Below are 24584 nucleotides of genomic sequence, written 5' to 3' on the forward strand. Positions count from 1 at the left end.
CGGGGTTTCAGGGTTTCGAAGGGAGCCGCGCCTCTCTCGGTCAGAGGACGCCTCCGTTGGCACGGACGTTCTGGCCCGTGAGCCACCGCCCGTCCGGCCCCGCGAGGAAGGCGACGACGTCCGCCACGTCCTCGGGCCGGCCGAGACGTCCGAGCGAGGTCATGGCCACGGCCGTCGCCACCTTCTCCGGCTCGTTGGCCGCGTTCAGAAGATCGGTGTCCGTGGCGCCGGGCGAGACGGTGTTGACCGTGATGCCCCGTGCGCCCAGCTCGCGTGAAGCCACCAGGGTCAGCTGTTCCAGTGCGCCCTTGCTGGCCGCGTACGGAGCGTTGCCGGGGGCGGGGAACACGGTGTTGAGGGTGGAGATGTTCACGATCCGCCCACCGTCGCGCATGTGCCGCGCCGCGTAACGCACCGCGAGGAAGACCGACTTCGCGTTCACAGCCATCACCCTGTCGAACACGGCCTCCTCCGTCTGCGCGAGGGGCACGACGTCGGTGTGCACGGCCGCGTTGTTCACCAGAATGTCCAGACCGCCGAGCCGGCGTTCGGCGGTGGCCAACAACTCCTCGGCCGCGTGAGGCTCCGCCAGATCCAGCTGGACCGCAACAACCTCCCCGCCCGCCTTCCCGGCCTGCCGCACGACCTCGTCCGCGGCATCCCGGCTCTGCGCGTGGTTGAAGACCACAGCCGCCCCGTCCCGCGCGAGCCGCAGCACGACAGCCCGGCCGATCCCCCGCGAGCCACCGGTAACGACCGCCGCCTTGCCCGTGAGCACCGCCATGATCCCTCCCCGCCCCGGTGACCCACCTGCCGGGAGCACCAATACCCACCGAGCGACACCAATAGAGCGAACCGTCCCACGCTCCTCGAGGTCGAGCAGGGCGCGCAGGTTGCCGCACCGCTCCTCGCAGGGCCCGGCGACGCCTGTCGTGATCGGCCGGCTGGGCCGTCCTGGACGACGACTCCACGGCCACGATCTCCGGAAGCGGCTGACGTCGTCTCCCAGGACGAGCCGTGGCCGGGGACGGACGGATCCGACGGGCAGGATGCCCTCGCCCCGCCCCCCCAGTCCCGCCGGATGGCCCCCCATCCCGCCTGCCTGTGCCGAATGCAAGAATGCGGCCCCTGGGTGGACAAGTGCATCGGCTCGGAGCGGGCACGAGCACTGTTGGAACGGGGGTAGTCATGGCGCTGGTTATGTGCCCGCTGTGCAGCGACGACGAGGACATCGAGGTGGTTCGCACGCTCGACGGCGGGCGCCGGCTCGTGAAGCACCGATGCGGCTACGAATGGGAGCACAAGGAGCCCGCCGTCCCGCACAGGAACCCGCCCCGCGCCTTCGCCGACCTCAAGGCCCGTTTCCCGAAACCCGAGAACGTCGACCCCGAGCAGTTGGAGGGCGTGGCCCGGCTGAAGGAGCAGTACCTCGCCGTCAAACCGGACTTCGACCCCGAAGTGGCGGCCTACTGGTCGAAGTACCAGCAGGTCTTCTCCCCCGACGGGCTGTGGACGTGCGCCCCCAGAGTCCTCAAGGACTTCGCCAACTCCGAGGTCGGAGCCCACCCCGGCAATCAGGCCACCTTCAATTCCGCATGGAACGGCATGGGCGATGTCGCGGCCGGGGAGGCCACCCGCAAGACGATCGAGTACCTGCTGTACGGGCCTGACGAGGTGCCGCTCGAAGACCGGCTCCAGCACCTGTTGGACGGCACCAAGGCGTTCGCCATGACCGGTTTCAAGGAGGCCCTCCTGACGAGGGTCCTTTGCGTGATGTATCCCGAGCGGTTCCTGACGATCCTCAAGTACACGACGGAGGCGGGCGGCAAGCGCGAGATCGCGCGGATGGTCTACGGGCTGGAATTGCCGGCACCTGAGTCGGTGAACTGGACCCGCGGCCGGCTCGTCCTGTGGAGCAACGACCTCCTGAACGACCTCGTCGGCCAGGGCTTCGCCAACCAGCAGCACGCCGCCGCGTTCCTGTGGTGGGCCAAGGATCGGGCCGAGGGACTTCAGTAGGTTGCCGTACATCCCGGACAGTACCGATTCGCCGTGATCGTGCACTGGCCCGAGGAGGAGGCCGACACCGTCGTCGCGGCGATCCGGGACGTGGCGGAGCCGACGGGACTGCTGACGTTCGGGACGACGCCGGTGCGGTTCACGTTCACGACGGCGGTGGTGGAGTGCTGCGCGGACGCGGAGTGAGCGGATGCCGGGCGGACGCGAAGGTGCCTACGCCTCGTCGAGAAGCCCCGCGTCGTGGGCGAGGACGGCGGCCTGGACGCGGTTGGCGCAGCCGGTGCGGGTGAGGATGCGGCTGATGTGCGCCTTGACCGTACCGGCGCTCAGATACAGCCGCTCGGCGATCTCCCCGTTGGACAGACCGGTGCCGAGCAGCCGCAGCACGTCCCGCTCGGCAGGGGCCAGCCCGTCGATCCGGAGCAGCGCCGCCTCGGTGTCCCGGCCGGACCGCACATGCCGCTCCAGCAGCCGCCGGGTGATCCGCGGGGCCAGCACGGGCTCGCCCTTGGCTGCGAGTCGGACGGCCCGGATCAGGTCGGCGGGGCCGGTGTCCTTGAGGAGGAAGCCGCCGGCCCCGGCCCGCAGGGCCCGCGTCACGTGCGCGTCCTGCCCGAAGGCCGTCAGCATCACGACACAGGTGCGCGGCGAGAGACGGGAGATGTCCTCGGCCGCGGCGATACCGTCCCGGACCGGCATCTGGACGTCCACCAGGGCGACGTCGACGTCCTGTTCGCGACAGGCCGCGGCGGCTTCCCTGCCGTCGCCTGCCTCGGCGACCACCTCGACGTCGTCGGCGTTCTCCAGGATGAGCCGGATTCCGGCGCGCATCAGCGCCTCGTCGTCGGCGACCAGGACTCGGATCATCGGCTCATCCTAGGACCGCCGGCCGTCAGGTCACCCGCGCTCATTCCTCCGTACCGGCCCCGCATCCTCCGTTCATCCCAGAACCGCCAACACCAACAGGACGACGAGGAAGCCCGCCGTGGGCAGGATCACGGCCAGCGCCGCACAGCCCGAGCCGAGGACGCGCGGCCAGGTCAGGATCTCGTCCGGCAGTGGGGCACGTGCCGCCCCTTCCGCCCCGGGACGGACGAGCGGGTGGCGAGAGGCCGGGCGACCGGGTGCCGAGTGCCCGGCCGCCGAAGGCGCGGCGCCCGCGGACGCGACCGCCGCAGACGCGACCGCCGAATGTGCGGCAGCCGCAGGCCCGTCGTGCACAGGCCGGTCGGCGGCACCCTGCGCGGCGCCGCCGCCTCCCTGTCCCCGCCCCCGGCGCCCCTGCGCGGGCAGCCGGGCGGCGACGCGGAAGCCGCCGTTCACCAGGGCGCCCGCCTCGAATGTGCCGCCGAGCAGCCCGACCCGCTCCTGGCAGCCGGCGAGTCCGCTGTGACTGCCCCCGCGGGAGGGCCCGGCCACGGACGGCGGGGCATTGGTGACGGAGACTTCGAATCCGTCGCCGACACTCGTCACCTGCACCCGGGTGGGCGCGCCGGACGCGTGTTTCAGCACGTTGGTCAGCCCTTCGCGGACCACCCGGTGAACGGCCTGCCGCGTCCGCGGCCCCAGCTCCGCCCCGTCGGGGACGGACCAGTCCAGCTCGACGGCGCTGCCGGTCCGCCGGGACTCCGTCACCAGCGCGGCGATGTCCTCCCGGGTTCCCCGCTCGTCCCCGGACCGGTCGCCCCCCGTACCGGCCGGGTCGGCGTGCCGCAGCACACCGAGGATCTCGCGCAGTTCCTCCATCGCCGTGCCGGCGGTAGTACGCAGCAGCTCGGTCTGCCCGGCGAGGGCCGGCGCCTGCCTCGCGGCAGCCAGTTCAAGTGCCCCCGCGTGCACGGACAAGAGGCTCAGCCGATGGCCCAGGAGGTCGTGCATCTCGCCCGCGATCCGGTTCCGTTCCTCCCTCCGGGCCGCCTCGGCGGTGAGGGCGCGAGCCTGCTCCAGATAGGCGTTGCGTTCGCGCAACAGGCTGACGAGCGGCCGTCGTTGCCCCAACAGCGTCCCGGCCAGGGCGGGAAGCACCAGGAGCAGCGCCAGGGAGACCGCGTTGCCCACCAGTTGGAAGGCGAGGCGCTCGGTCCGGAACGGAACGGTGACGACGGTCAGTACCCCGACCACGGCCGAGGCCGCCCCGACGGCCTGCCACGCACGTCGCGTCGGTGCGATGCGCCGGGTCGCGGACATCACGACGAGCGGCGCCACCGCCAGCGTCCACACGTTGACCCCCACGACCAGCAGGGAGGACCCTATGACGGCGGCGACCGGCCGCCCACGGCACAGGGCGACGAGCAGTACCGCCCACAGCGCCTCCGCCACGGCGAGCCCCGGCCGCGCGGGTACCACGAGCAACAGGGGCACCAGCCCGAAGGCGGCCGCGAGGAGACAGAGCAGCCCTTCCACGACGACCGTACGACGTCCGGCACCGCGCACCGCGGCCCAGCCGGCGACCACCTCCCGCCGCACCCGGCGCGGCACACCGGCCGGCACGCGCCGCACCCGTACGGACGACCGGGGTACGCACCGACCGTCGGAGTCCTTGCTGCTCATACCCACCCGCGGAACGCTATCGACCCGGCCACGCCCGTTCTCACGCACCCGGCAGACCGTCCAGCTCGCCCCGCAACGCACCCACGTCGGCCTGCTCGGCGGCCAGCAGTTCCGCCACACCGGCGTCGTCGAGCAGCGCGGACAGCAGATGAACGGTACCGACGGTGGGCGACCCCCGCTCGGCGGCCCGCAGCCGGGCGACCGCGACGGCGCGTTCGGCAGCGACGGACAGCCTCGCCCGCTCGCCCTCGGCGCGGTCGGCACCACCGCCGGCCGACACAGCCGACACAGCCGACACAGCCGGATTGGCCGGTACAGCCGGTACCGACGCGACAGCCGAGGCGACGAGAGCACCCTGCCGCACCCCGTGCCGACGCAGGACGGCCGACGCGGCATTGGCCGCCGCCAGGCCCTCTGGAAGGACATGCCCTGCCACGGCCAACGCCCGGTCCAGGGCCAGCGTTCCCAGCAGCAGATCCACCGGCTCCGCCGTGCCCCGCCCGCACCGCACCGCCTGGCGCGTGGCCTCGACGTTCACGGCGAAGAGCACCGGTGAGCCGTTCAGCCCGGACTGAGCGGTCCACGAAGTGAACGCGCGGGACAGCCGGTTGCCGCTCCTGCCCACCGTCCCGGCCCGGCGCAGCAGCAGCACGCCGTACGACTCCGGACGCTCGCTCGCCGCGCCCGACCCCGCAACCTCGGCGTCCAGCCGGTCCAGCGCCTCGGCCGTGTCCAGCCGCCGGAGCAGCAGCGCCTCCCGCGCCCTGCTGTCCGGCAGCTCCAGCAGCGCCCTGGCCACGTGCCGGCAGCGCACGGAGACCGTCCCCTCGGCACGCGCGGACGCCAGCGCGCGCAACAGGCAGCTCCGCATCGCCCCGCTCATCACGGGCGGCACGGCAGGGACTCCGTCCCGCGCCGACCCGCGCAGCCCCAGCCCGAACCGCCACCACGCCTCACGCCAGGCGGCCTCGACCTCGACCTCGTCGGACCGCGCCCCCGGCCCACCGCCCGCCTCGTCTTCGCTGACCCAGCCCAGACCCGCGCGGGCCTGGATGAAACCACTGAGCCCACCGGACTTCCGCATCCCCGGAGCAATCACCGCCCCCGACTCCGAGTCCCCCATCACCAGCTCCGCCAGCAGGGTGTCCGTCCCCGCGAACGCCGCCTCGCCCCGAACCGCCCGGCGAACCGTCGCGACGAGCACCTCCATGACGTCCGGCTCGAACTCCGTCGTCACCCCGAGCCCGGCCACATCTGCCGTCGTCCCTCGCTGCCCCATCGAACCTCTCCTCGCCCCGCGGCGCACCGCCGCCCCGACTACGCGAACGACGCTAGGCACCCACACCCCACCCCCGCGCCTGCCGACCGGCCAGACTCCTGATCCGATCGGCCGGCCCCGGGCGCGCACCTTTCATCGATCAGGCCGCACGCAGACGGCCAGGATCGCCCGGGTAATCGGATTCCCTGGGACTGTCCGCGGATCAGGTGCTTACTGGAACCCAGGGGTATTCGAGCCCTTGGTCAGTGCGGACGGCGAACGGGGTGTCGGTGGAGAGTCCACGGCTGCGCCGGTGCCCCGGCAGCGTGCCCCCGTGGTGGCCGGGATTCGTTCCCGCTCCGGGACGATGAAATCTCGGTCCGGGATCCGGCCGCACGCTGGTGGGCCTGAGCAACCGATCGGATGCATGAACGGGGCCGGACCGTCGCGCGGGCCGGCCCCGGAGCAAGCCACCCGCCGTCGAGATCGTCAAAGCCTGACGAGATCGCGGGCACACCCGCGCACGCATGACATCGCGCAACCCCGCGACCGCGCACGGCAATCAGCCATCGGGAACACAAAAAGACCAGGTCACGAGTTATGTGACCTGGTCCATTCAGAGCCGCCTTCGGGATTCGAACCCGAGACCTACGCATTACGAGACCAGGAGCGTTCGTGTTGCCTGGTACCTCGTCGTGCTGCGTGTTGACGTTTTTCCTGATCAGAGCACGTGCGACGGGTTGGCCTGTGCCGCGCTGTGTTGCACCGTCCAAAGGAGTCTGTCCACCGGCTGTCCACCGGTGGAGCTGCCAGCGGCCCACCGGCGCGACCTCAGTTGAGCTGGCTGCGCCAGGTCACCCCGTTCCAAGCGACGAGCACCGGTCGCTGTCGGACCTCTACAAGCCGTTCCACCACCACTGCTGAGCACCCTGACCACCCCGGGTTTCCAACATGCACCGTGAACGGGTGATCGCTAGTTACTCCGGCCGGCGCTGCGCGGTCAGAGCATTAGTCGTGGACCGTAGCGCCGCTGAACCATTGCCGTGCCACTGCTTCGCTGGGCGGGCTGAGTGGAGTCACGAAGACGACCGCTAGGCGCCTGACGGCCCGGGAGCAGCAGACGTAGAAGAGGTTGCGGGAGCGGGAGGCTCGTTCCTTGCGGTGGTCGTCTCCGGTAAGCATGCGGTCGACGTTGAACTGGTTCCATGCGCTGTCGTCGATCATGACCACGACGTCCTCGAACTCGTCGCCCTTAACGCCGTGCTGAGTGGAGAAGGGGGTGAGCTCGTTGCGGTACTCGGTGAGACGGACGACCTCCTGGTATTTGATAGCGCGCAGGCCAGCCGCGAAGTCGGCATCCCTTTGGGCACGTTCGTCGAGGCCCTCCGCGCCGATGGAGCGTTCAATGGATTTGACCCTGCCCGGCGGAGTGATCAGCTTGGCGCGGGTAACGGCGTCAAGGACGTCGCCAACGGTGCCCGTAGCCCGGACGGCGGTGATCTCCTGGAGTATGCCGTTGATCCTGGCTTTGTCCGAGTGCTTGCGGATGGTGAGGGGCCCTGTGCCGAGCAGGGAGGTGAGGTGGGCGCACTCCTGGGCTTCGTAGGCGGCGCACAGCTCCTCGATGCTCTTCATGAACTGGGCGTAAGGCTCGGTTCCCTCCAGAAGGTCGTCCCTCCCGTGGCTCCCTCGTCTGCTGTAAAGCTGGAGGAGGTTGGGGTAGCCATGGGCGGCTGCGATGCTGCGGTGCGTCAGGCTCAGGTACTTGACCCCCGTCGCAGGCCAGCCGCAGGTGTCGAGCACTGTCCGGGCCCGCTGGACCGGGTTCTCGTCCTCAGCTCCGGGCAGCTTGAGGATCAGGCGGACCTCGCCTGCAGTTTTGTCGGGGTCCGGTTGCTGGATCAAGTCGGGTCGGATCTTGTTCAGGACGTCGACGATCGGCTTCGCGCAGCGGTGGTTGCCATGCATGGTGAGCGTGATCAGGTCGTCCCGCTCCAGGGCGCCGACGCCGGTGTTGTAGATCTTCTGCATGGAGTCGCCGAAGAAGCCGACGGTGCAGGCGGGTCCGGTCGCCGTGGCGATGTGGTCCAAGAGGAGGCTGACGGTGGCGGGGAAGGTGTCCTGGTACTCGTCGACGAAGACCACCGGGTAGCGGTGGGCGATGATCCGCGCGAGTTTGGAGTGCGAGCCAATCAGTGCGGAGGCGAGCGCGAGGACCTCGTCGTGGGAGATTTTCCCGTCGGCGAAGCGCCGGCCTCGGTCGTGGTATTCAATCCGGAGGCCGGAAGCGAGTTCTGCCATGTCCTGGGGACGCGGCAAGCCTTGGTTGTACTCGATGAGGGCGTCCAGCAGTTCACGCTGATGGTCTTGGATGAGACTCCACAGGAACTCGTGGATCGTGCCGACGTACACCAGGGGGTCGTCAGCGATCCGCTGCTTAATCTGGTGCTTGGCCACGTTGGTGTAGGTGATGCAGGCGATCTGCTTACCGGCCTGTTCCAGGGCGGATCGCCGGGTATCGAGGAGGTAGAGAAGGGCTTCCACCAGGGCCGTGGTCTTGCCGGCGCCGGCCCCTGCTTCCACGAGGAAGTTACTCCGGGCGTCGAGGGCGGCGCGGATACCTTCGCGTACTCCTACCTCATCAGCCACTGCAGGCCCTCCTGGATATAGCGAGGGACCGTCCAGCCCTCCGTGAGAACCATGTCGAACGCGAAGTCGGTCTTCTTGCGGCTCAGTCGCTCGGCGATCGGGAAGGCGGCGGCAGCGATGGCCTCGGGCCTCGGCACGATGCCGACCTCGCTGGTGAAGGCATCTTTGAGGGCCAGGGTGCCCAAGTTACGGGCGAACATGTCGGCGTTGGCAATGATCAAGGCGTCCTCGAAGCTGCGCCCGCACGGCCCCCCATCCGCTTCCGGCACTTCATAGGCGACACGTACGTTCCCGCAGACCTTCGCCTCTGCCGGGGCCTGCAGGAGGGTCTTGACCTCACTGAGCTTCGGCACCCACTCCTTGAGGGTGGCATTGGAGGTGAGGGCGCCGCCGGTGTCGGGTGCGCAGCGTTTTTTGGTGGCGGGGTCTACCGAGTCGAGGTCGGTGATCACCAGTGCAGGGACGCCGAGGAACTCCAGGAGAGTCTTGAACCGGGCGGCGTACGCATCGCCGACCTCAATAATCGAGATGTACTGGTTCGCCAGTTCAGGCGCACACTTGCTGATCATGGCGCGGAGGAGGAGCCGTTCAGCGGTCCCCTCGATCAAGATGATGCGGTCGGCGAAGAACATGTCGCAGCGGTGCGTATGCATGTACTGGGCGAGGAACTGAAGGGTCGTCTTCCCGTTAGTCTGCCGCTTGGTGGTGTGCTCGAAGTCGGAGAGGTCCTTAACCTTAAGCGTGGGGCCGTTGGAGTCGAAATAGCGCACGGCACCAAAACCGCTACTCGCGACAATGTGCGAAGAATGGGTGGTCAGGACCGCCTGGACGGCCCACTCTTCTCTCTCCAAGAGGCGGTTAATGTTGCTGATAAAGACTTCCTGCATCTGGGGGTGCAGGTGGGCTTCGGGTTCCTCGATGAAGAGCAATTGCAGGGCCGGCCGGGGCTTCAAGCGCAGGTAGGCGTGGTAGAAGCCGATAACCTGGACCACGGTGCTGATGAGCTTGCTGTAACCAAGGCCGTTGTGCCCCTCAGGTAGCGGATGGTCGCTCCCAGGCGAGGCGTACTGGATGCGGGTACTGCCGCGGAGAATGTCCCCGGACTCGATCAACGAGGTGATCTCCGGCGTTTGCAGCGGAGCGATAGTACCCACGCCGAAGGTCCGCAGTTCGTCGAGGATGGGGCGGAACAACGAGCCGTAGTTAATGTCGATACTCTTCGAAGCGGCGGCCAGCGCCTGCTCAATTCTCTCGATGTTCTGATTACGTTCCTCATCGGCACTGTTCGCCTTGTAGAAGGTCTCGAAGGTCTTGGACAGCGTGCGGGCCCGATCGGCGGGGACGTCGTCGATACGAGGCTGGGCGTGGATGGACTTCACCGACAGCACCCTGCGCGCCGCAGTCGGCGTGATCTCTCGACGGACGTTCGGGTCCAGGGCCGAGACCGCCCAGTAGGAGGGAGCGTAGAAGGTGGAAAAGTTCTTGCGGAGGAACTTGCCCCAGTCGAAGTCCGGGCCCTGTCGGGTTAGGGCAGCGTCCACTTGCTCCAGAAGGTCGCGCGGCCGCTTCACACTCAGGACCGCTTCGAGCCGGGCCTCCAGGCAATCCTCGTCCAGGTCCAGGATGATTCCGGACAGCAAGGCGAGGTCATCTTCCACGGTGTAGGCGATGATGACCTGCACGCTGATGACAGGGATAAGCTCTTCTGCTGCCTTCAACTGCTGTTCGCGGCTCTCACTGCTGCCCTCCGGCACCACCCGGGCCGTGCGGTAGGCCTCCACGGCTGACTTGATCTCCCTGATCCTGCCTACGGACAGGTCCTCCAGGACGAACTTGGTGTCGTCGCTGCCGAAGAACTTGTCGAAGAGGTTGGCGAAGGACGTCTTGCCGCTGTTGTTCCGACCCACTACGAGCGTGGTCTTCTTGTCGATCTTCACCTCTACGTCCTGCAACGCGCGGAAGTTCGTCACTTTGGCACAGGTCAACTGCACTGGCTCCCCCGAGCTGTTCCACCCCTAGCCTGCCGCACCGACCCAACAGGCACACCGATTTGCTGCAGTATCAGCTACACCACGGGCCCAGATCCGCGATTCACTAAAAGTGGATCATTCGTTCGATTTCTCAGCTACTTCACCCGGGCTGAAGCCGCCGAGCCAAAGCCGGTGCAACTGCGGCGGCGTGGCAATGCCTGAGTGCCCAGATGATGGGCTGGCCACCGTGATAGTCGAGGGAGAGCCATGGAGATCAGGAGGCGGACGCGTACGACGCGACTCGGTCAGCGGCGCACTTCACTGGGGGAGGGCCCGACTTTCTCAGACTCCCCGCACCCGTGCAGCGCGCTCTCTGTTCTCTGCCTCCCTCAGTGATGCCTCCTGCTCGGCCAGTCCCGCTGCTGCGACGGCGGCGAGCGCGGGGACATGAGTTGAGAGGGTAGTGAAGTAGTCGATGAGGTGCTGATGTCTGGCAGAGTCATCTCCCCACCAGGAGTCGACCCAAGCCACGTTGGCCGCGATGTGAGCGGGGAGTACGCCGTGGTCGAGGAGCAGCGGGCCGAGGCGCTCCAGGGTCTCGTTGCGCTGTCCCACGAGGGCTTCGAGGAGGTTGTCGGGAGTAACGGCGCAGTCGCGGATCAGACGCTCCGCCAAGTCGCGGTCTGCACCCACAAGCTGTATGAGTGGGCTATGGCCGATGCGCGGGAGGCCGGCGCAGCGGACGGATAGCCGGTAACGGTGTGCCTGCGGAAGGCGGTCCAGGTGGAGATCGCAGCCGTGGGGTTCAGGGGCGGCAAAATAGCTGCGGTTGGCCATTTCGCCGAGCCGTTCGGCGTACCACGCTTCGAGCAGGTCAGGATCATGGTCGGCTAGATGACCGAGCAACTGGCTTGCACGCCAGTGGTCGGGCTGGGGCAGGTCCTCGGGGCGAAGGTGCTGCACAGCGTCGCGCCAAGCAGAGCGCCATGCTTCCGGCAGTGAGGGACCGTGGGGTTGGCCAACGGCAAAGGTGACCGCCGCGCTGCTGGCGATTGTGGGAATCGGATGGAGCAGTAGACGGTGCAGCACCTCGTTCGGCTCGTCCTGGATGAACAGCGAGTCGAGCAGCCAGGCGTCCTCCGTGCGCATTGCCTCGATCACGAACTCGGAAGCCTCGTCGGCTTCACCTCGTCCGAGGACGGTCGAGATGACGCACGTCCTGAAGCGGGGATCATCCAGTGCAGCGGTGAGGACATCTGCCGACAACGTGCTGGGCGAGGTGGTGAGCCATCGGGTCAGTGCGGCGCGAAGCATGAGTGGGCTACCAGTTGCGGCTGCGGCTGCGTGCCAAGAAGCGGGATCGGCGAGGTGAGGCACCATACGGTCGGCTACCCAGACGCCGCCCCCGTGGTCGCCAGCAAGCTTGGATTGTTCAACCAGTGCGTCGAATCTCATGACTCCGTCGAGCGGTCCGAGCGCCGCGATCTTCTGTGCTAAGGCTTCCACTGCGTGGGCCCGGCCTTGTGCGGCGTCATCGCGGGTATCCATGTCGCCCCAACGACTCCAGCCGGTGAAAGACTCCAGGTCAGGGTCGACGTCCAGTTCCGGGGGTCTACGGCCCCTGTCACCACTGCGGGCGTATGCAGCGTTGAGCATGCGTCGGGCACGGAGGGCCAACCCAGGAAAGGTCTGGAGCAGGGGATGCAGTGTGGCCAGGATGCGAGCTCCTCCCTCTGCTCCGTGGCCCTTCTGCGCCTCGCTCGGTTCACCGTTGTGCGGCACGAATCCTTCTCCGAGCCGCACCCATGAGCCCGCCAGGTCCAGTAGTGGAACCACCGCAGCCGGGGCGTTGCCCAGGTCATCCTGTCCTTCGGTATCTGCGAGAAGGGGCACAACCTCGTTCCACAAGGAGATGAGTCGCGCCAGGTTTTCGGCGCTTTCGACACCCTGGGCGAGGGTGACCGTGTTCAAATTACCCGGGTCAGACCAGTTCCCCGATGTTTCAACGGCAAAGACACTCGCCAGCACCTCGGTGGCCACGGCCCAGTCCGACGGGGCGCGGTGAGTACGCAGCCACTCCAGCACTGGTCGCAGCAACAGCCCTCGAGTCTCGAACGCGGTTCCGAAGTCCGGGTCTATGGCATTGGCCACACCGCTGAGCACGCGCAGCGGGTGCTGAGGGGTGGAATGGCGTGGACGGTTGTCTCCCACTGCGAGGTCGAGCAGGCCCGTCACGGCCTCGGGCAGCAGATACTGAGCGGCCGACTGCGCAAGTTGACGAGCAGCGGCATCACCCTGCGGATCGACGGTGATCCCGTACGTCTGCTCGGTCTCGCGCGGGCTGGCGAGGACCGTACGAGCCTGGGCGACAGCGAACTGAGCGGCTCCCCGGTCCAGCCGGGCGTATTCGGACACTACAGCGAAGGTTCCGGTGCCCCACTCGGTTGGGGTGGGCAGCGTTCGGACCCAGGCATCAGCGGTCATCCAAGCGTCAGGGGAGGCCGAGACTCGGGCGGCGGACATCACGGCGGAGGCGAGGTCACGGTCCCGGTCTGGGAAGGCGTCGCAGAGGGTGGACCACGGCCTGCCTGCCGGCCGTGTGAAGAACCACCGGGCAATCAGCGGTGCGCGCAATGCAGGTTGCAGGTGCCAGACACCGTTGACAGTCTCAACGAGGCCATTGCGCGCGAGGCGCTCCATGAGGCCGGACATGCTGGCCGGCGGCTCGCCAACAAGGGGCGCGAGCGCGTACAGCGTCTCGCTGGAAGCCCCTCCCAGTGCCGCTACGCAGGCCAGAGCATCGACGGCCGTCTCGGACTCGGTGATACGGCGGAGGTGTCGTTCTACGTTCGCGAGGTGCGCTGCGCCGCTGGCCACCTGGCTGCTCTCGCCCTTAGCGAACATCTCACACAAGGTGAGGGCCCAGCCCGGCCGTCCGGCCGCCTGGTCGAGGATCACCATCCGGGCCCGGTGACCGGTGACGCCCAGTGAGGTGACCAGTGTGTTCATGTCGGATCGCTCCAACAGGTCAACGTTGACGCGGAGAGCTCTGGGCAGGGCCGCTGTTACCTCGTCTGCCCTGTCAGGCCAGGTAGTCGCGACGATGGCGAAGGCATGCTCCGCCCCGTGACGCGCCCGCCGCAGCACACGCATCTCATCGAGGCGAATGTGGGCGTCGTCCACGACAACGGCAGCGGGTCGAGTCTCCAACAGCTCATCCAGAATGCGGTCCGCTTGCGCCTGCTCAAGGTAAGCGACCTGGCCTTCCAATTCGGTGGTGAGCCGCGTCTTACCCACACCAGGCACGCCCACCAGCACGACATCCTGGCCACGGGCGACAGCGTCGGCAAGCGTGGCGAGAGTGGCTTCCCGTCCGAGGAGGTCGGTTCGGTCAGCCAGGTCCTCATGCAGGTCCAACGGCCGATCAAGCAGAGCACCCAGCTCTCCTCTGATGCCGAGGAGGCTGAACCGCCACACCGGCTCAGTGGCGAGGCGGGTGACAAACCAATCCTGGGCGTAGATGTGTGGTGTTGGAAGGTCACGTTCAGTACACAGCCGATCCATGGACGCGCGCTTCGTTGCGTCAACCGGTTGTGAACAGGCCATCACGATCAGATCGGCCTGCACACCCTCTTCGCGCATTCTGCGAAGGCCCGTGCGCAGGTTCGCCACCGGATCACCGGTGGTGACCAGCAGACGCCCACGAGCGTCCACGTCCTCGGAGCCCCACGGAAAGTAGATATCGGCGTCGCGGCCGAAGTCATGCCCGCCCTCAACTGCGGACAGACCGGGGTACTGCGATTGCAGGAGCGCACAGGCACAGCGTTCAAACTCCGTTGGGTGGATAGCCTGTTCACCCAACGCCCGGCGTACGCGTGCCATGAGATCCATGACCACTAATGCTACGCGCACCTTTTGTCGTACTGATAGCGTTTGCCGCTCGCCGCCCGGCTCGATGACAGGCCGCGCACCTGGGATCTAGGAACAACGAGAGCGCCGAACCTATAGCGCTCATCCTGAAATGGGCCGACGCTCCCGCACGCACCGACGCAGCCGCTCCTTCTTCGCCCTCAGATCAGCTACGGAGTGTTCTCACGGCCAATCTTCGCCAGGGCCCGAGCCGGACGTGAGATCTGTCAGGACCGGACAGTCTCGACGACGCCGGTCGCCCCATCGGCGACGGGTGGATTTCACCCTGGCCCCAGGGTCAGCGAGAGTCCCCTGATGGAGTGTCACGCACAGCTGTCCACCGGGTGTCCACCGGCATCCTTTGCGCCAACACACTCCACCCCCTACGGGCAGATAAAATACCAGGTCAGAGCGTTGGACCGTCGATCTCGTCACAGAAACCAAACCTCCGACCTACGCATTACGATGCACAGACGGACGGTGCTCGAATTGCCGAGATTCCAAGGTCATCCGGAGCAAGAAACCCCAGGTCAGAGGCCTGACCTGGGGTTCGCCATGGAGCCGCCTTCGGGATTCGAACCCGAGACCTACGCATTACGAGTGCGTTGCTCTGGCCATCTGAGCTAAGGCGGCGCGCCGTGCACCCATGGTGCGATCAGCAACGTCGGTAAGTCTACACAGTTTCCCGGGGTGCTCCGAACCTGCCCCGGAGCGGAAGGCTCCGGGGCGGGTGGGGCCGGCGGGGTGGGCCTACGAGCAGCGGGTGCCGTCCTTCGGGGCGGTGCCGGTCAGCAGGTAGGTGTTGATCGCCGCGTCGATGCAGGAGCTGCCGCGGCCGTAGGCGGTGTGGCCGTCGCCCTCGTAGGTGAGGAGGCGGCCGGAGGAGAGCTGGTCGGAGAGGGCCTCGGCCCAGCGGTAGGGGGTGGCCGGGTCGCGGGTGGTGCCGACCACGACGATCGGGGTGGCACCGGCCGCCTCGATGCGGTGCGGCTCACCCGTGGGCTTCACCGGCCAGTACGTGCAGTTCAGAGAGGACCAGGCGAGGCCCTCGCCGAAGACCGGGGACGCCTTCTCGAAGTCGGGGAGGGCGGCGCGCACCTCGTCCGGGGAGGAGAAGGCGGCGGGGAGGTCGAGGCAGTTCACGGCGGCGTTGGCGAACATCAGGTTGCTGTAGCCGCCGTCGGCCTCGCGCTCGTAGTAGCTGTCGGACAGGATCAGCAGGCCGGCGCCGTCCTTCTCCTTGATCGCCGAGGTCAGGGACTCGCGCAGTTGCTGCCAGGCGCCCTCGTCGTACATCGCGGCGATCACGCCGGTGGTGGCGAGGGACTCGGTGAGCTTGCGGCCGTCGGCGTCCCCGGCGGGCAGGGGCTTCGCGTCCAGGTCGTCGAAGAAGGACTTCAGGTTCTTGCCGACCTGGTCGGGGGTGTTGTCCTTGTCGCCGAGGGGGCAGTCGGACTGCCGTACGCAGTCCTTCGCGAAGGACTGGAACGCCGTCTCGAAGCCCGCCGTCTGCTCCAGGTTCAGGCGGCGCGCGGGCAGGGAGGGGTCCATCGCGCCGTCCAGGACCAGGCGGCCCGTCCGGTCCGGGAACAGACCGGCGTAGGTCGCACCCAGGAACGTGCCGTACGAGGCTCCGACGTAGGTCAGCTTCTCGTCCCCCAGCACCGCGCGCAGGACGTCCATGTCGCGCGCCGCCTCGACCGTGGAGACGTGGCGCAGCAGCTTCGGCGCGTCCGCCCCGCAGCCCTCCGCGAACTCCTTGTAGGCGTCGACCAGCTCGTCCGTCTCGCCCGCGTCGTCGGGCGTGACGTCGGTCTGCGTGTACGCGTCCATCTCGCGGCCGTCGAGGCACTCGACCGGCTCGCTGCGCGCCACGCCCCGGGGGTCGACCGCGACCATGTCGTACTGGGCCCGGACCTCAGCCGGGTAGCCGATGCCCGCGTACTGCTGGAGGTAGCCGATCGCCGAGCCGCCCGGTCCGCCCGGGTTGACCAGCAGCGAGCCCAGGCGCTTGCCCGGCCCCGTGGCCTTCTTGCGGGCCACCGCGAGGCGGACGTCGCCGTCGGCGGGCTCGGCGTAGTCGAGCGGGGCCTTCATGGTGGCGCACTGGAAGCCGGGGACGCCGCAGTCGCGCCAGGCGAGCTTCTGCTCGTAGTACGGCGACAGCTCGGCGGGCGTGGCCTTCGGCAACGGGGTCAGGGTCGCCGTCGCCGCCTCCGTCGAGCCGGCCGCCTCCGCCGCAGGAGACCCGGCGGACGTGGACGCGCCCCCGGCCGAGCAGGCGGTGGCGAGCAGCGCGGCGACGAGCACCGTGGCTCGGAGACGGGTGCTGCCGATGCGGGTCCTGCGGTGAGTGCGCCTTGTGTGCATTGAGCGAGCGTAACGCTCCGCGACGGCGTCATCGCGGTGCGTGGTTCGCGTGCCTCGTACGGGTTACGGCGTCAACCGCCCCGCCCCCGGTGCGCTGTGCGCGCCGGCTCAGCCCGCTCTGAGGGCCATCGTCATCGCCTCCACCGCGAGCAGCGGCGGCACATTGCGGTCGAGGGCCCGACCGCAGGCCGCGATCGCCTCGATCCGGCGCAGCGTGGCCTCGGGTGTGCTGCCGCGGGCGAGCCGCTCCAGGGCGTCCTCCGCGTCGGCGTTGGCGATCGCCACGCGGGAGCCGAGCTGGAGCGCGAGGACGTCGCGGTAGAAGCCGGTCAGCTCGCTCAGGGCGAGGTCGAGGCTGTTGCGCTGGGTGCGCGCCTTGCGGCGTTTCTGGTCGGCCTCCAGGTCCTTCATCACGCCCGCCGTGCCGCGCGGGAGCCGGCCGCCCTGGGCCGCACCCAGGGCCGCCTTCAGTTCCTCGGTCTCCTTGGCGTCCATCTCCTCGGCGAGCTGCTTGGCGTCCGCCGCCGCGGCGTCGACCAGCTCCTGGGCCGCCTTGAGTGCCCCGCCGACGTCCTCGACCCGCAGCGGCAGCTTCAGCACGGCCTCCCGGCGCGCCCGGGCGGCCTGGTCCGTGGCCAGGCGGCGGGCGCGGTCGATGTGGCCCTGGGTGGCGCGGGCCGCCGCTGCGGCGACGTCCGGTTCGATGCCCTCGCGGCGTACGAGCATGTCGGCGACGGCACCGACCGACGGTGTGCGCAGGTTCAGGTGGCGGCAGCGGGAGCGGATCGTGGGCAGGACGTCCTCGACGGAGGGGGCGCACAGCAGCCAGACGGTGCGCGGGGCCGGCTCCTCCACGGCTTTGAGGACGGCGTTGGCGGATCTCTCGTTCAGCCTCTCGGCGTCCTCTACGAGGATGATCTGCCAGCGACCGTTAGCAGGTGACGTGTACGACTTGCGGACGGTGTCGCGCATGTCGGCCACGAGGATCTGCGCACCAACCGCGACCACCGTGCTGACGTCCGCGTGGGTGCCGACCAGCGCCGTGTGGCAGCCGTCGCAGAAGCCGCAGCCGGGGACGCCGCCGAGGGCGCGGTCGGGGCTCACGCACTGCAACGCGGCGGCGAAGGCCCGCGCCGTCTGTGCCACTCCCGAGCCGGGCGGGCCCGTGAACAGCCAGGCGTGCGTCATGCTCGTCGCCTGCGGGAGCGGGCCGTCGGCCGCAGCGGCGGTGACGAAGGCGTCGGCGTCCCGGGCAGCGGCGACGAGCGGCTCGCACACCTTCTCCTGCCCGACGAGGTCGTCCCACACGGTCATGGGTCACGCCGTCCTTCCGTCACACCGGGCCGGCCGCATCGGGCCGACGCGAGCACTGACCGCCGCGCCGATCCGCGCCGCGCCCTCCATTGTGCGGGGCGGCACCGACAACGCGGCGGCCCCGGTGCTCAGCGTCGTCCCCGGCCCCTGCCCCGGCCGCCGCGGCCCTCGTCGTCCCGGCCGCCCTCGTCCTCGTCGTGCGGCCCGAGCAGCTCGTCCGCCAGCGTCGGCAGGTCGTCCAGCGGGGTCTCCTCGGCCCAGTCGGAGCGGCGCCTGCGGGACGGCGGTGCCTGGTCGGGGTCGATCCGGGGCAGCTCACGCGTGCTGTCCTGGGCGTCCCCGGCACCGGCGTCCGGTCCCTCCTCGCGGAAGTAGCCCGGCGGGACCCGGTCGGCGGGGTCGTCCCCGCGCACGGGCGGCAGTACGGCCGTCTCGTCGGCGGCTCCCGGCGGCGTCACGGGCGGCAGGACCGCGGTCTCGTCGGCGTCCCGCGGTTCCACCGCCGGCAGCACCGCCGTCTCGTCCGCCGCGCCGGACGGCACCGGCGGCTTGGGCAGCTCGGTCGTCACCTCGGACTCGGACTCGCCGGACGCCCGGCCGCCGTCGCGCCCGCGCCGGGCACCGTCCTCGGCCCCGTCGGCCCGGTCGTCGTCCTCCGTGTCCCGCACCGGCTGCAGGACCGCCGTGTCCTCCACCGGACCGCCGGAGGCGTTGGACGGGGTCACGACCGGGGTCGGCACGGTCGCCGCGTCGGAGGGCGCGGAGGCGGCCGGCTTCGGACGGGGCGCGTCGGCCGCCGCGGGGGCCGCCGACTTGGGGCCGGCCGCGGCCGCGGCCGCCGCCTGCTCCGCCGCCCGGCGGGCCTCCTCGGCCCGCAGCAGGGCCTCCTCGGCCTTGCGCTGCTTCTCCAGGCGCCGGGCCTCGGCCTCGGCGCGCAGCCGCTCCTCCTCCTCGGCCTGCTTGCGGCGCCGTTCCTCCTCGGCCCGCAGCCGCGCCTCCTCCTCGGCGCGCGCCTTCTCCTCGGCGAGGAGCCGTGCCTGCTCCTCCTCGGCCTTGCGGCGTGCTTCCTCGGCCCGCTGCCTGGCCTCCTCGGCCTGCCGCTCGGCCTCGCGCCGCTGCGCCTCCTCCAGCTCGCGCCGCTTGCGCTCCTCCTCCTCGGCGCGCACCCGCGCCTCCTCCTCGAGGCGCTCGCGCTCCAGGCGCTCCTCCTCGGCCTTGCGCGCGGCCTCTTCCTCGGCCTTGCGGCGGGCCTCCTCCTCGGCCTTGCGGCGCGCCTCCTCCTGAGCCTTGACCTCGGCCTCGGACAGCGGCAGCACCTGGTCGAGCCGGTGGCGTACGGCGGTGGTGACGGCCTCGGGCTCCTGGCCGGCGTCCACCACCAGGTAGCGCCCGGGGTCGGCGGCGGCGAGGGTGAGGAATCCGGAGCGCACGCGCGCGTGGAACTCGGCGGGCTCAGACTCGAGCCGGTCGGGCGCCTCGGTGAACCGCTCGCGGGCGGCCTCCGGCGCCACGTCCAGGAGGACGGTCAGGTGCGGTACGAGACCGTCGGTGGCCCAGCGGTTGATGCGGGCGATCTCGGTCGGCGACAGGTCGCGGCCGGCGCCCTGGTAGGCGACCGAGGAATCGATGTAGCGGTCCGAGACGACCACGGCGCCGCGCTCCAGGGCGGGCCGGACCACGGTGTCGACGTGCTCCGCGCGGTCGGCGGCGTACAGCAGGGCCTCCGCGCGGTGCGACAGTCCGGCGCTGGAGACGTCCAGCAGGATGGAGCGCAGGCGCTTGCCGACCGGCGTGGCGCCCGGCTCCCGGGTGAGCACGACCTCGTGGCCCTTGCCGCGGATCCACTCGGCGAGGGCCTCGGCCTGGGTGGACTTGCCGGCGCCGTCGCCGCCCTCCAGGGCGATGAAGAAACCGTTGGCCGTCGGCGCGGGCTCCGGGTCGTCGCCGCCGAGCAGCGCGTCGCGCAGGTCGTGCCGCAGCGGCACGCCGGAGCGGTCGTCGACCTTGGCAAGCACCAGCGCGGCCAGCGGCAGCAGCAGGGCGCCGAGCAGCATCAGGAGGAACGCGGCGCCGCCGTGGGCGAAGACGAACCTCCCGCTCTCCAGCCGGTGCGGTCCGATCGCCGCGGCCAGCACGGGTCCGACGACGGCGCCGAGCGCCACGTAGACCCGGACGACGGCGTGCAGGTGCTCGGTGGTCCGTGCCCGGCGGTGGTCCTCGGTCTCCTGGTCGAGCAGCGCGTGCCCGGTGTTCGCGGTCACGCCCGCGCCGACACCGGCCAGCGCGAGGAGCAGCAGCACGGTGGTGTCGTCCGGGACGAGTCCGGCGGCCAGCAGGGCGATGCCGGCGAAGGCGATCGCCAGGGCCAGCAGCCGCCGCCGGGACAGCGACGGCAGCAGGGCGGGGGCGGTGCGGATGCCGACGACGACGCCGCCGGTCAGCGCGGCCACCATCAGCCCGTACAGCACGGGGCCGCCGCCCAGGTCCTTGGCGTGCAGCACGGCGACGGCGACCGCGGCGGCCACCACGGCGGCGACCGCGGCGCAGGCGAACACCAGCAGGGGCAGCACACCGGTGCGGCCCTTGTCGACGACGCTGCCGCTCTTGGGGCGGCGCATGCCCTCCAGCGGCGACCGCGCGCGCGGGGTGCGCACGGCGGGCAGCTCCAGGAAGGCCACCACGGACAGGGACGCGGCGAACAGTCCGGCCGCCACGTACGAGCCCAGCGCCGCCTGGTGCTCGGCGAACCAGGCGATGCCGGCGCCCAGGAGGTTGTTCAGGAGCCCGGCGACGACCAGTACGGCCGCCGCGAGCGGGATCGCGACGAAGCTCGTGCGCAGCGACAGGCGGCGCAGCGCGTCCATGTGGTCCGGCAGCGGCCGTACCGTGGCGCCCTCCAGGGGCGGGGCGGGCAGCAGCGCGGGGGCCGCGCTCTCCCGGCACACCGTCCAGAAGCGCTCGGCGACGCCGGTGACGAAGACGGTCACCAGGAGGACGGCCAGCGCGTTGTCGGGCGTCCAGTCGATCCACAGCGGCGCGACGATCAGCAGTGCGGCCCGCAGCCCGTCGGCGCCGACCAGGGTCCAGCGCCGGTCGAGCGGACCGTCCTGCGAGGTGAGGGAGGTCAGGGGCCCGAGCAGGACGGCGCCGAAGAGCAGCGTCGCCAGGATCCGGACGCCGAAAACGGTCGCCACTGCGAACGCCACACCCCGGTAGCCCCCGCCGAACGAGCCCGCGCCGATCGCGGCCTGGACGGCGAGGAGGACCAGCACCAGGAGGGCGAGGATGTCGCCGACACCCCCCACGAGCTGTGCGCTCCACAAACGCCTCAGCTGCGGACGGCGCAGCAGGGCGCGGACGGCGCGCTCGCGGGAGTCCGCGACCAGGGCGTCGTCCGGGGCGGGGTGAGGGGCCGTTGGCTGCTCGGCTCGCGTCATGCGTTCAGCCTATAGGTCGCCACCGACAGTCCGGCGTGCCCGGCCGGACGTACGTCCGCCCCGACACCGAATCGATGCCGGGGCGTTCGTTTCGCGAAGAGCGCGCTCAGTCCTCCGACGCCTTCGACGCGGTCGCCTTCTTGGCGGTCGTCTTGGCGGTCGTCTTCTTCGCGGTGCTCTTGGCCGCGGTCTTCTTGGCCGCCGTGGTCTTCGCGGCGGCCGTCTTCTTGGTGGCCGCCGCCTTCTTGGCCGGGGCCTTCTTGGCGGCCGTCTTCTTCACGGCCTTCTTCGCCGTCTTCTTGGCGGGCCCCTTGGCGCGCTTCTCGGCGAGCAGCTCGTAGCCCCGCTCGGGTGTGATCTCCTCGACGCTGTCGCCGGAGCGCAGGGTCGCGTTGGTCTCACCGTCGGTGACGTACGGGCCGAAGCGGCCGTCCTTGACGACGACGGGCTTCTCGCTGACGGGGTCGGTGCCCAGCTCCTTCAGCGGCGGCTTGGCCGCGGCCCGGCCACGCTGCTTGGGCTGGGCGTAGATCGCCAGCGCCTCCTCCAGCGTGATGTCGAAGAGCTGCTCCTCGGTCTGGAGAGACCGCGAGTCCGTGCCCTTCTTCAGGTACGGGCCGTAGCGGCCGTTCTGCGCGGTGATCTCCACGCCCTCCGCGTCGGCGCCGACGACCCGCGGCAGCGACATGAGCCTCAGGGCGTCGTCGAGGGTCACCGTGTCCAGCGACATCGACTTGAACAGCGAGGCGGTGCGCGGCTTCACGGCGTTCTTGCCGGTCTTCGGGGTGCCCTCGGGGAGCACCTCGGTGACGTAGGGGCCGTAGCGGCCGTCCTTGGCGACGATGGCGTGGCCGGTGGCCGGGTCGGTGCCCAGCTCGAAGTCGCCGCTCGGCTTGGCGAGCAGCTCCTCCGCCAGCTCCACGGACAGCTCGTCCGGGGCCAGGTCCTCGGGGACGTCGGCGCGCTGGTGGTTCTCGGCGTCCTTCTCGCCGCGCTCGACATAGGGGCCGTAGCGGCCGACGCGCAGCTTGATGTCGTTGCCGACGGGGAAGGAGGACACCTCGCGCGCGTCGATCGCGCCGAGGTCGGTCACCAGCTCCTTGAGGCCGCCGAGGTGGTCCCCGTCGCCGTTGCCCGCGTCGGCGGCGGCGCCGCCGCCCGTGCCGTCGCCCTCACCGAAGTAGAAGCGGCGCAGCCACGGCACCGACTGGGCCTCGCCGCGGGCGATGGCGTCGAGGTCGTCCTCCATCTTGGCGGTGAAGTCGTAGTCGACGAGCCGTCCGAAGTGCTTCTCCAGGAGGTTGACCACGGCGAAGGAGAGGAAGGACGGGACGAGGGCCGTGCCCTTCTTGAAGACGTAGCCGCGGTCCAGGATGGTGCCGATGATCGACGCGTACGTCGACGGGCGGCCGATCTCGCGCTCTTCCAGCTCCTTGACCAGCGACGCCTCGGTGTAGCGGGCCGGGGGCTTGGTGGCGTGGCCGTCGACCGTGATCTCCTCGGCCGTCAGCGCGTCGCCCTCGGCGACCTGCGGCAGCCGGCGCTCGCGGTCGTCCAGCTCGGCGTTCGGGTCGTCGGCACCCTCGACGTAGGCCTTGAGGAAGCCGTGGAAGGTGATGGTCTTGCCGGAGGCGCTGAACTCGACGTCCCGGCCGTCGGAGGCGGCGCCGCCGATCTTCACGGTGACGCTGTTGCCGGTCGCGTCCTTCATCTGGGAGGCGACGGTCCGCTTCCAGATCAGCTCGTACAGCTTGAACTGGTCGCCGGTCAGTCCGGTCTCGGCGGGCGTGCGGAAGCGGTCGCCGGAGGGGCGGATCGCCTCGTGCGCCTCCTGCGCGTTCTTGACCTTGCCGGCGTACGTGCGCGGCTGGGGCGGCAGGTAGTCGGCGCCGTACAGCTGCGTCACCTGGGCGCGGGCGGCGGAGACCGCCGTGTCGCTCAGGGTCGTGGAGTCCGTACGCATGTAGGTGATGTAGCCGTTCTCGTACAGCTTCTGGGCGACCTGCATGGTCGACTTCGCGCCGAAGCCGAGCTTGCGAGAGGCCTCCTGCTGGAGCGTCGTCGTACGGAACGGGGCGTACGGCGAGCGGCGGTACGGCTTGGACTCGACGGAGCGGACGGCGAAGCGCGTGTTCTCCAGGGCGGCGGCGAGCGCGCGGGCGTTCGCCTCGTCGAGGTGGAGGGTGTTCGCGCTCTTGATCTGGCCCAGGGAGTCGAAGTCGCGGCCCTGCGCGACACGCCGTCCGTCGACCGTCTGGAGGCGGGCGACCAGCGATGACGGGTCGGAGGCGTCTCCCGCGCGGCCGGTCGCGAAGGTGCCGGTGAGGTCCCAGTACTCGGCGGAGCGGAACGCCATGCGCTCGCGTTCCCGCTCGACGACGAGCCGGGTGGCGACGGACTGGACGCGGCCTGCCGACAGGCGCGGCATGACCTTCTTCCACAGGACCGGCGAGACCTCGTAGCCGTAGAGGCGGTCGAGGATGCGGCGGGTCTCCTGGGCGTCGACGAGCTTCTGGTTCAGCTCGCGCGGGTTGGCGACGGCGGCGCGGATCGCGTCCTTGGTGATCTCGTGGAACACCATGCGCTTGACCGGGATCTTCGGCTTGAGGACTTCCTGAAGGTGCCAGGCGATGGCCTCGCCCTCGCGGTCCTCATCGGTGGCGAGGAAGAGTTCGTCGGACTCCTTCAGCAGGTCCTTGAGCTTCTTGACCTGGGACTTCTTGTCCGCGTTGACCACATAGATCGGCTGGAAGTCGTGCTCGACGTCCACACCGAGGCGGCGGACCTCGCCGGTGTACTTCTCCGGCACCTCCGCCGCGCCGCTGGGGAGGTCGCGAATGTGCCCGACGCTCGCCTCGACGACGTAGCCAGGGCCGAGATAGCCCTTGATCGTCTTCGCCTTGGCAGGCGACTCGACGATGACGAGTCGGCGGCCGCCGTTCGCGGTCTCGCTGGTCGGGGACAACTTCGCTCTTCTCTCCGGTCGACGCTGGGCCTTCCCAGGGCGTGGTCCCGGGTCGGGTCGTTCTGTGTTTCGATCGTGACGCTGCGGAGTGTGACGGTACCTCCCGCCCCCGTGTCAAACGGGAAAAGCCCGCAACGGCCACT

Annotated in this window: 12 protein-coding genes, 1 tRNA gene and 1 pseudogene; 2 read left to right on the forward strand and 12 right to left on the reverse strand. The window is 69.9% G+C overall.

What is annotated here, in order from left to right; all coding sequences use genetic code 11:
* Positions 1–40: 40 nt before the first annotated feature.
* Positions 41–784, reverse strand: coding sequence for an SDR family oxidoreductase (locus tag OHA99_RS16770; RefSeq protein WP_405696430.1), 744 nt, complete (start codon positions 782–784; stop codon positions 41–43).
* Between the two features lie 404 nt (positions 785–1188).
* On the opposite strand from OHA99_RS16770, the gene OHA99_RS16775 reads away from it, so the two are divergent.
* Complete coding sequence (locus tag OHA99_RS16775) at positions 1189–2019, forward strand: hypothetical protein (RefSeq protein WP_405696432.1); 831 nt, start codon at positions 1189–1191, stop codon at positions 2017–2019.
* A 33-nt stretch (positions 2020–2052) separates the two neighbouring features.
* Positions 2053–2205, forward strand: a pseudogene (locus OHA99_RS16780) (hypothetical protein); the annotation flags it as partial.
* Between the two features lie 27 nt (positions 2206–2232).
* Here the strand turns inward: OHA99_RS16780 and OHA99_RS16785 are convergent.
* The 11 genes from OHA99_RS16785 to topA all read right to left on the reverse strand — a co-directional run bounded on the left by OHA99_RS16785 (position 2233) and on the right by topA (position 24441).
* A complete protein-coding gene (locus OHA99_RS16785; protein ID WP_381501037.1) occupies positions 2233–2886 on the reverse strand; it encodes a response regulator in 654 nt (217 codons plus the stop codon).
* Between the two features lie 72 nt (positions 2887–2958).
* Complete coding sequence (locus tag OHA99_RS16790; RefSeq protein WP_366472273.1) at positions 2959–4569, reverse strand: histidine kinase; 1611 nt, start codon at positions 4567–4569, stop codon at positions 2959–2961.
* A gap of 40 nt (positions 4570–4609) precedes the next feature.
* Positions 4610–5848, reverse strand: a complete 1239-nt coding sequence (locus OHA99_RS16795; RefSeq protein WP_405696435.1) for a Clp protease N-terminal domain-containing protein — start codon at positions 5846–5848, stop codon at positions 4610–4612.
* A 987-nt stretch (positions 5849–6835) separates the two neighbouring features.
* A complete protein-coding gene (locus OHA99_RS16800; RefSeq protein ID WP_381501029.1) occupies positions 6836–8476 on the reverse strand; it encodes a UvrD-helicase domain-containing protein in 1641 nt (546 codons plus the stop codon).
* The gene (locus tag OHA99_RS16805) at positions 8461–10467 is read right to left on the reverse strand and encodes an ATP-dependent nuclease (protein WP_405696437.1); all 2007 of its coding nucleotides are present in this window, start codon (positions 10465–10467) and stop codon (positions 8461–8463) included. Before OHA99_RS16805 ends, OHA99_RS16800 begins: the two co-directional genes overlap by 16 nt.
* A 321-nt stretch (positions 10468–10788) precedes the next feature.
* Positions 10789–14337 (reverse strand): hypothetical protein, encoded by a 3549-nt coding sequence (locus OHA99_RS16810; RefSeq protein ID WP_381501024.1) that lies wholly within the window; start codon positions 14335–14337, stop codon positions 10789–10791.
* A 574-nt stretch (positions 14338–14911) separates the two neighbouring features.
* A tRNA-Thr gene (locus OHA99_RS16815) sits at positions 14912–14988 on the reverse strand.
* Positions 14989–15105: 117 nt separating this feature from the next.
* Positions 15106–16725: an alpha/beta hydrolase gene (locus OHA99_RS16820; protein WP_405696440.1), complete on the reverse strand. Its 1620-nt coding sequence runs from the start codon at positions 16723–16725 to the stop codon at positions 15106–15108.
* Between the two features lie 108 nt (positions 16726–16833).
* A complete protein-coding gene (locus tag OHA99_RS16825; RefSeq protein ID WP_165685257.1) occupies positions 16834–18039 on the reverse strand; it encodes a DNA polymerase III subunit delta' in 1206 nt (401 codons plus the stop codon).
* Positions 18040–18167: 128 nt separating this feature from the next.
* On the reverse strand, positions 18168–21476 hold the full coding sequence (gene tmk, locus OHA99_RS16830; protein ID WP_405696443.1) for a dTMP kinase: 3309 nt from the start codon (positions 21474–21476) through the stop codon (positions 18168–18170).
* Positions 21477–21582: 106 nt separating this feature from the next.
* A complete protein-coding gene (gene topA / locus OHA99_RS16835) occupies positions 21583–24441 on the reverse strand; it encodes a type I DNA topoisomerase (RefSeq protein ID WP_087790070.1) in 2859 nt (952 codons plus the stop codon).
* Positions 24442–24584 lie beyond the last annotated feature (143 nt).

The organism is Streptomyces coelicoflavus (assembly GCF_045041415.1).
GTDB classification, from domain to species: Bacteria; Actinomycetota; Actinomycetes; order Streptomycetales; family Streptomycetaceae; genus Streptomyces; species Streptomyces coelicoflavus.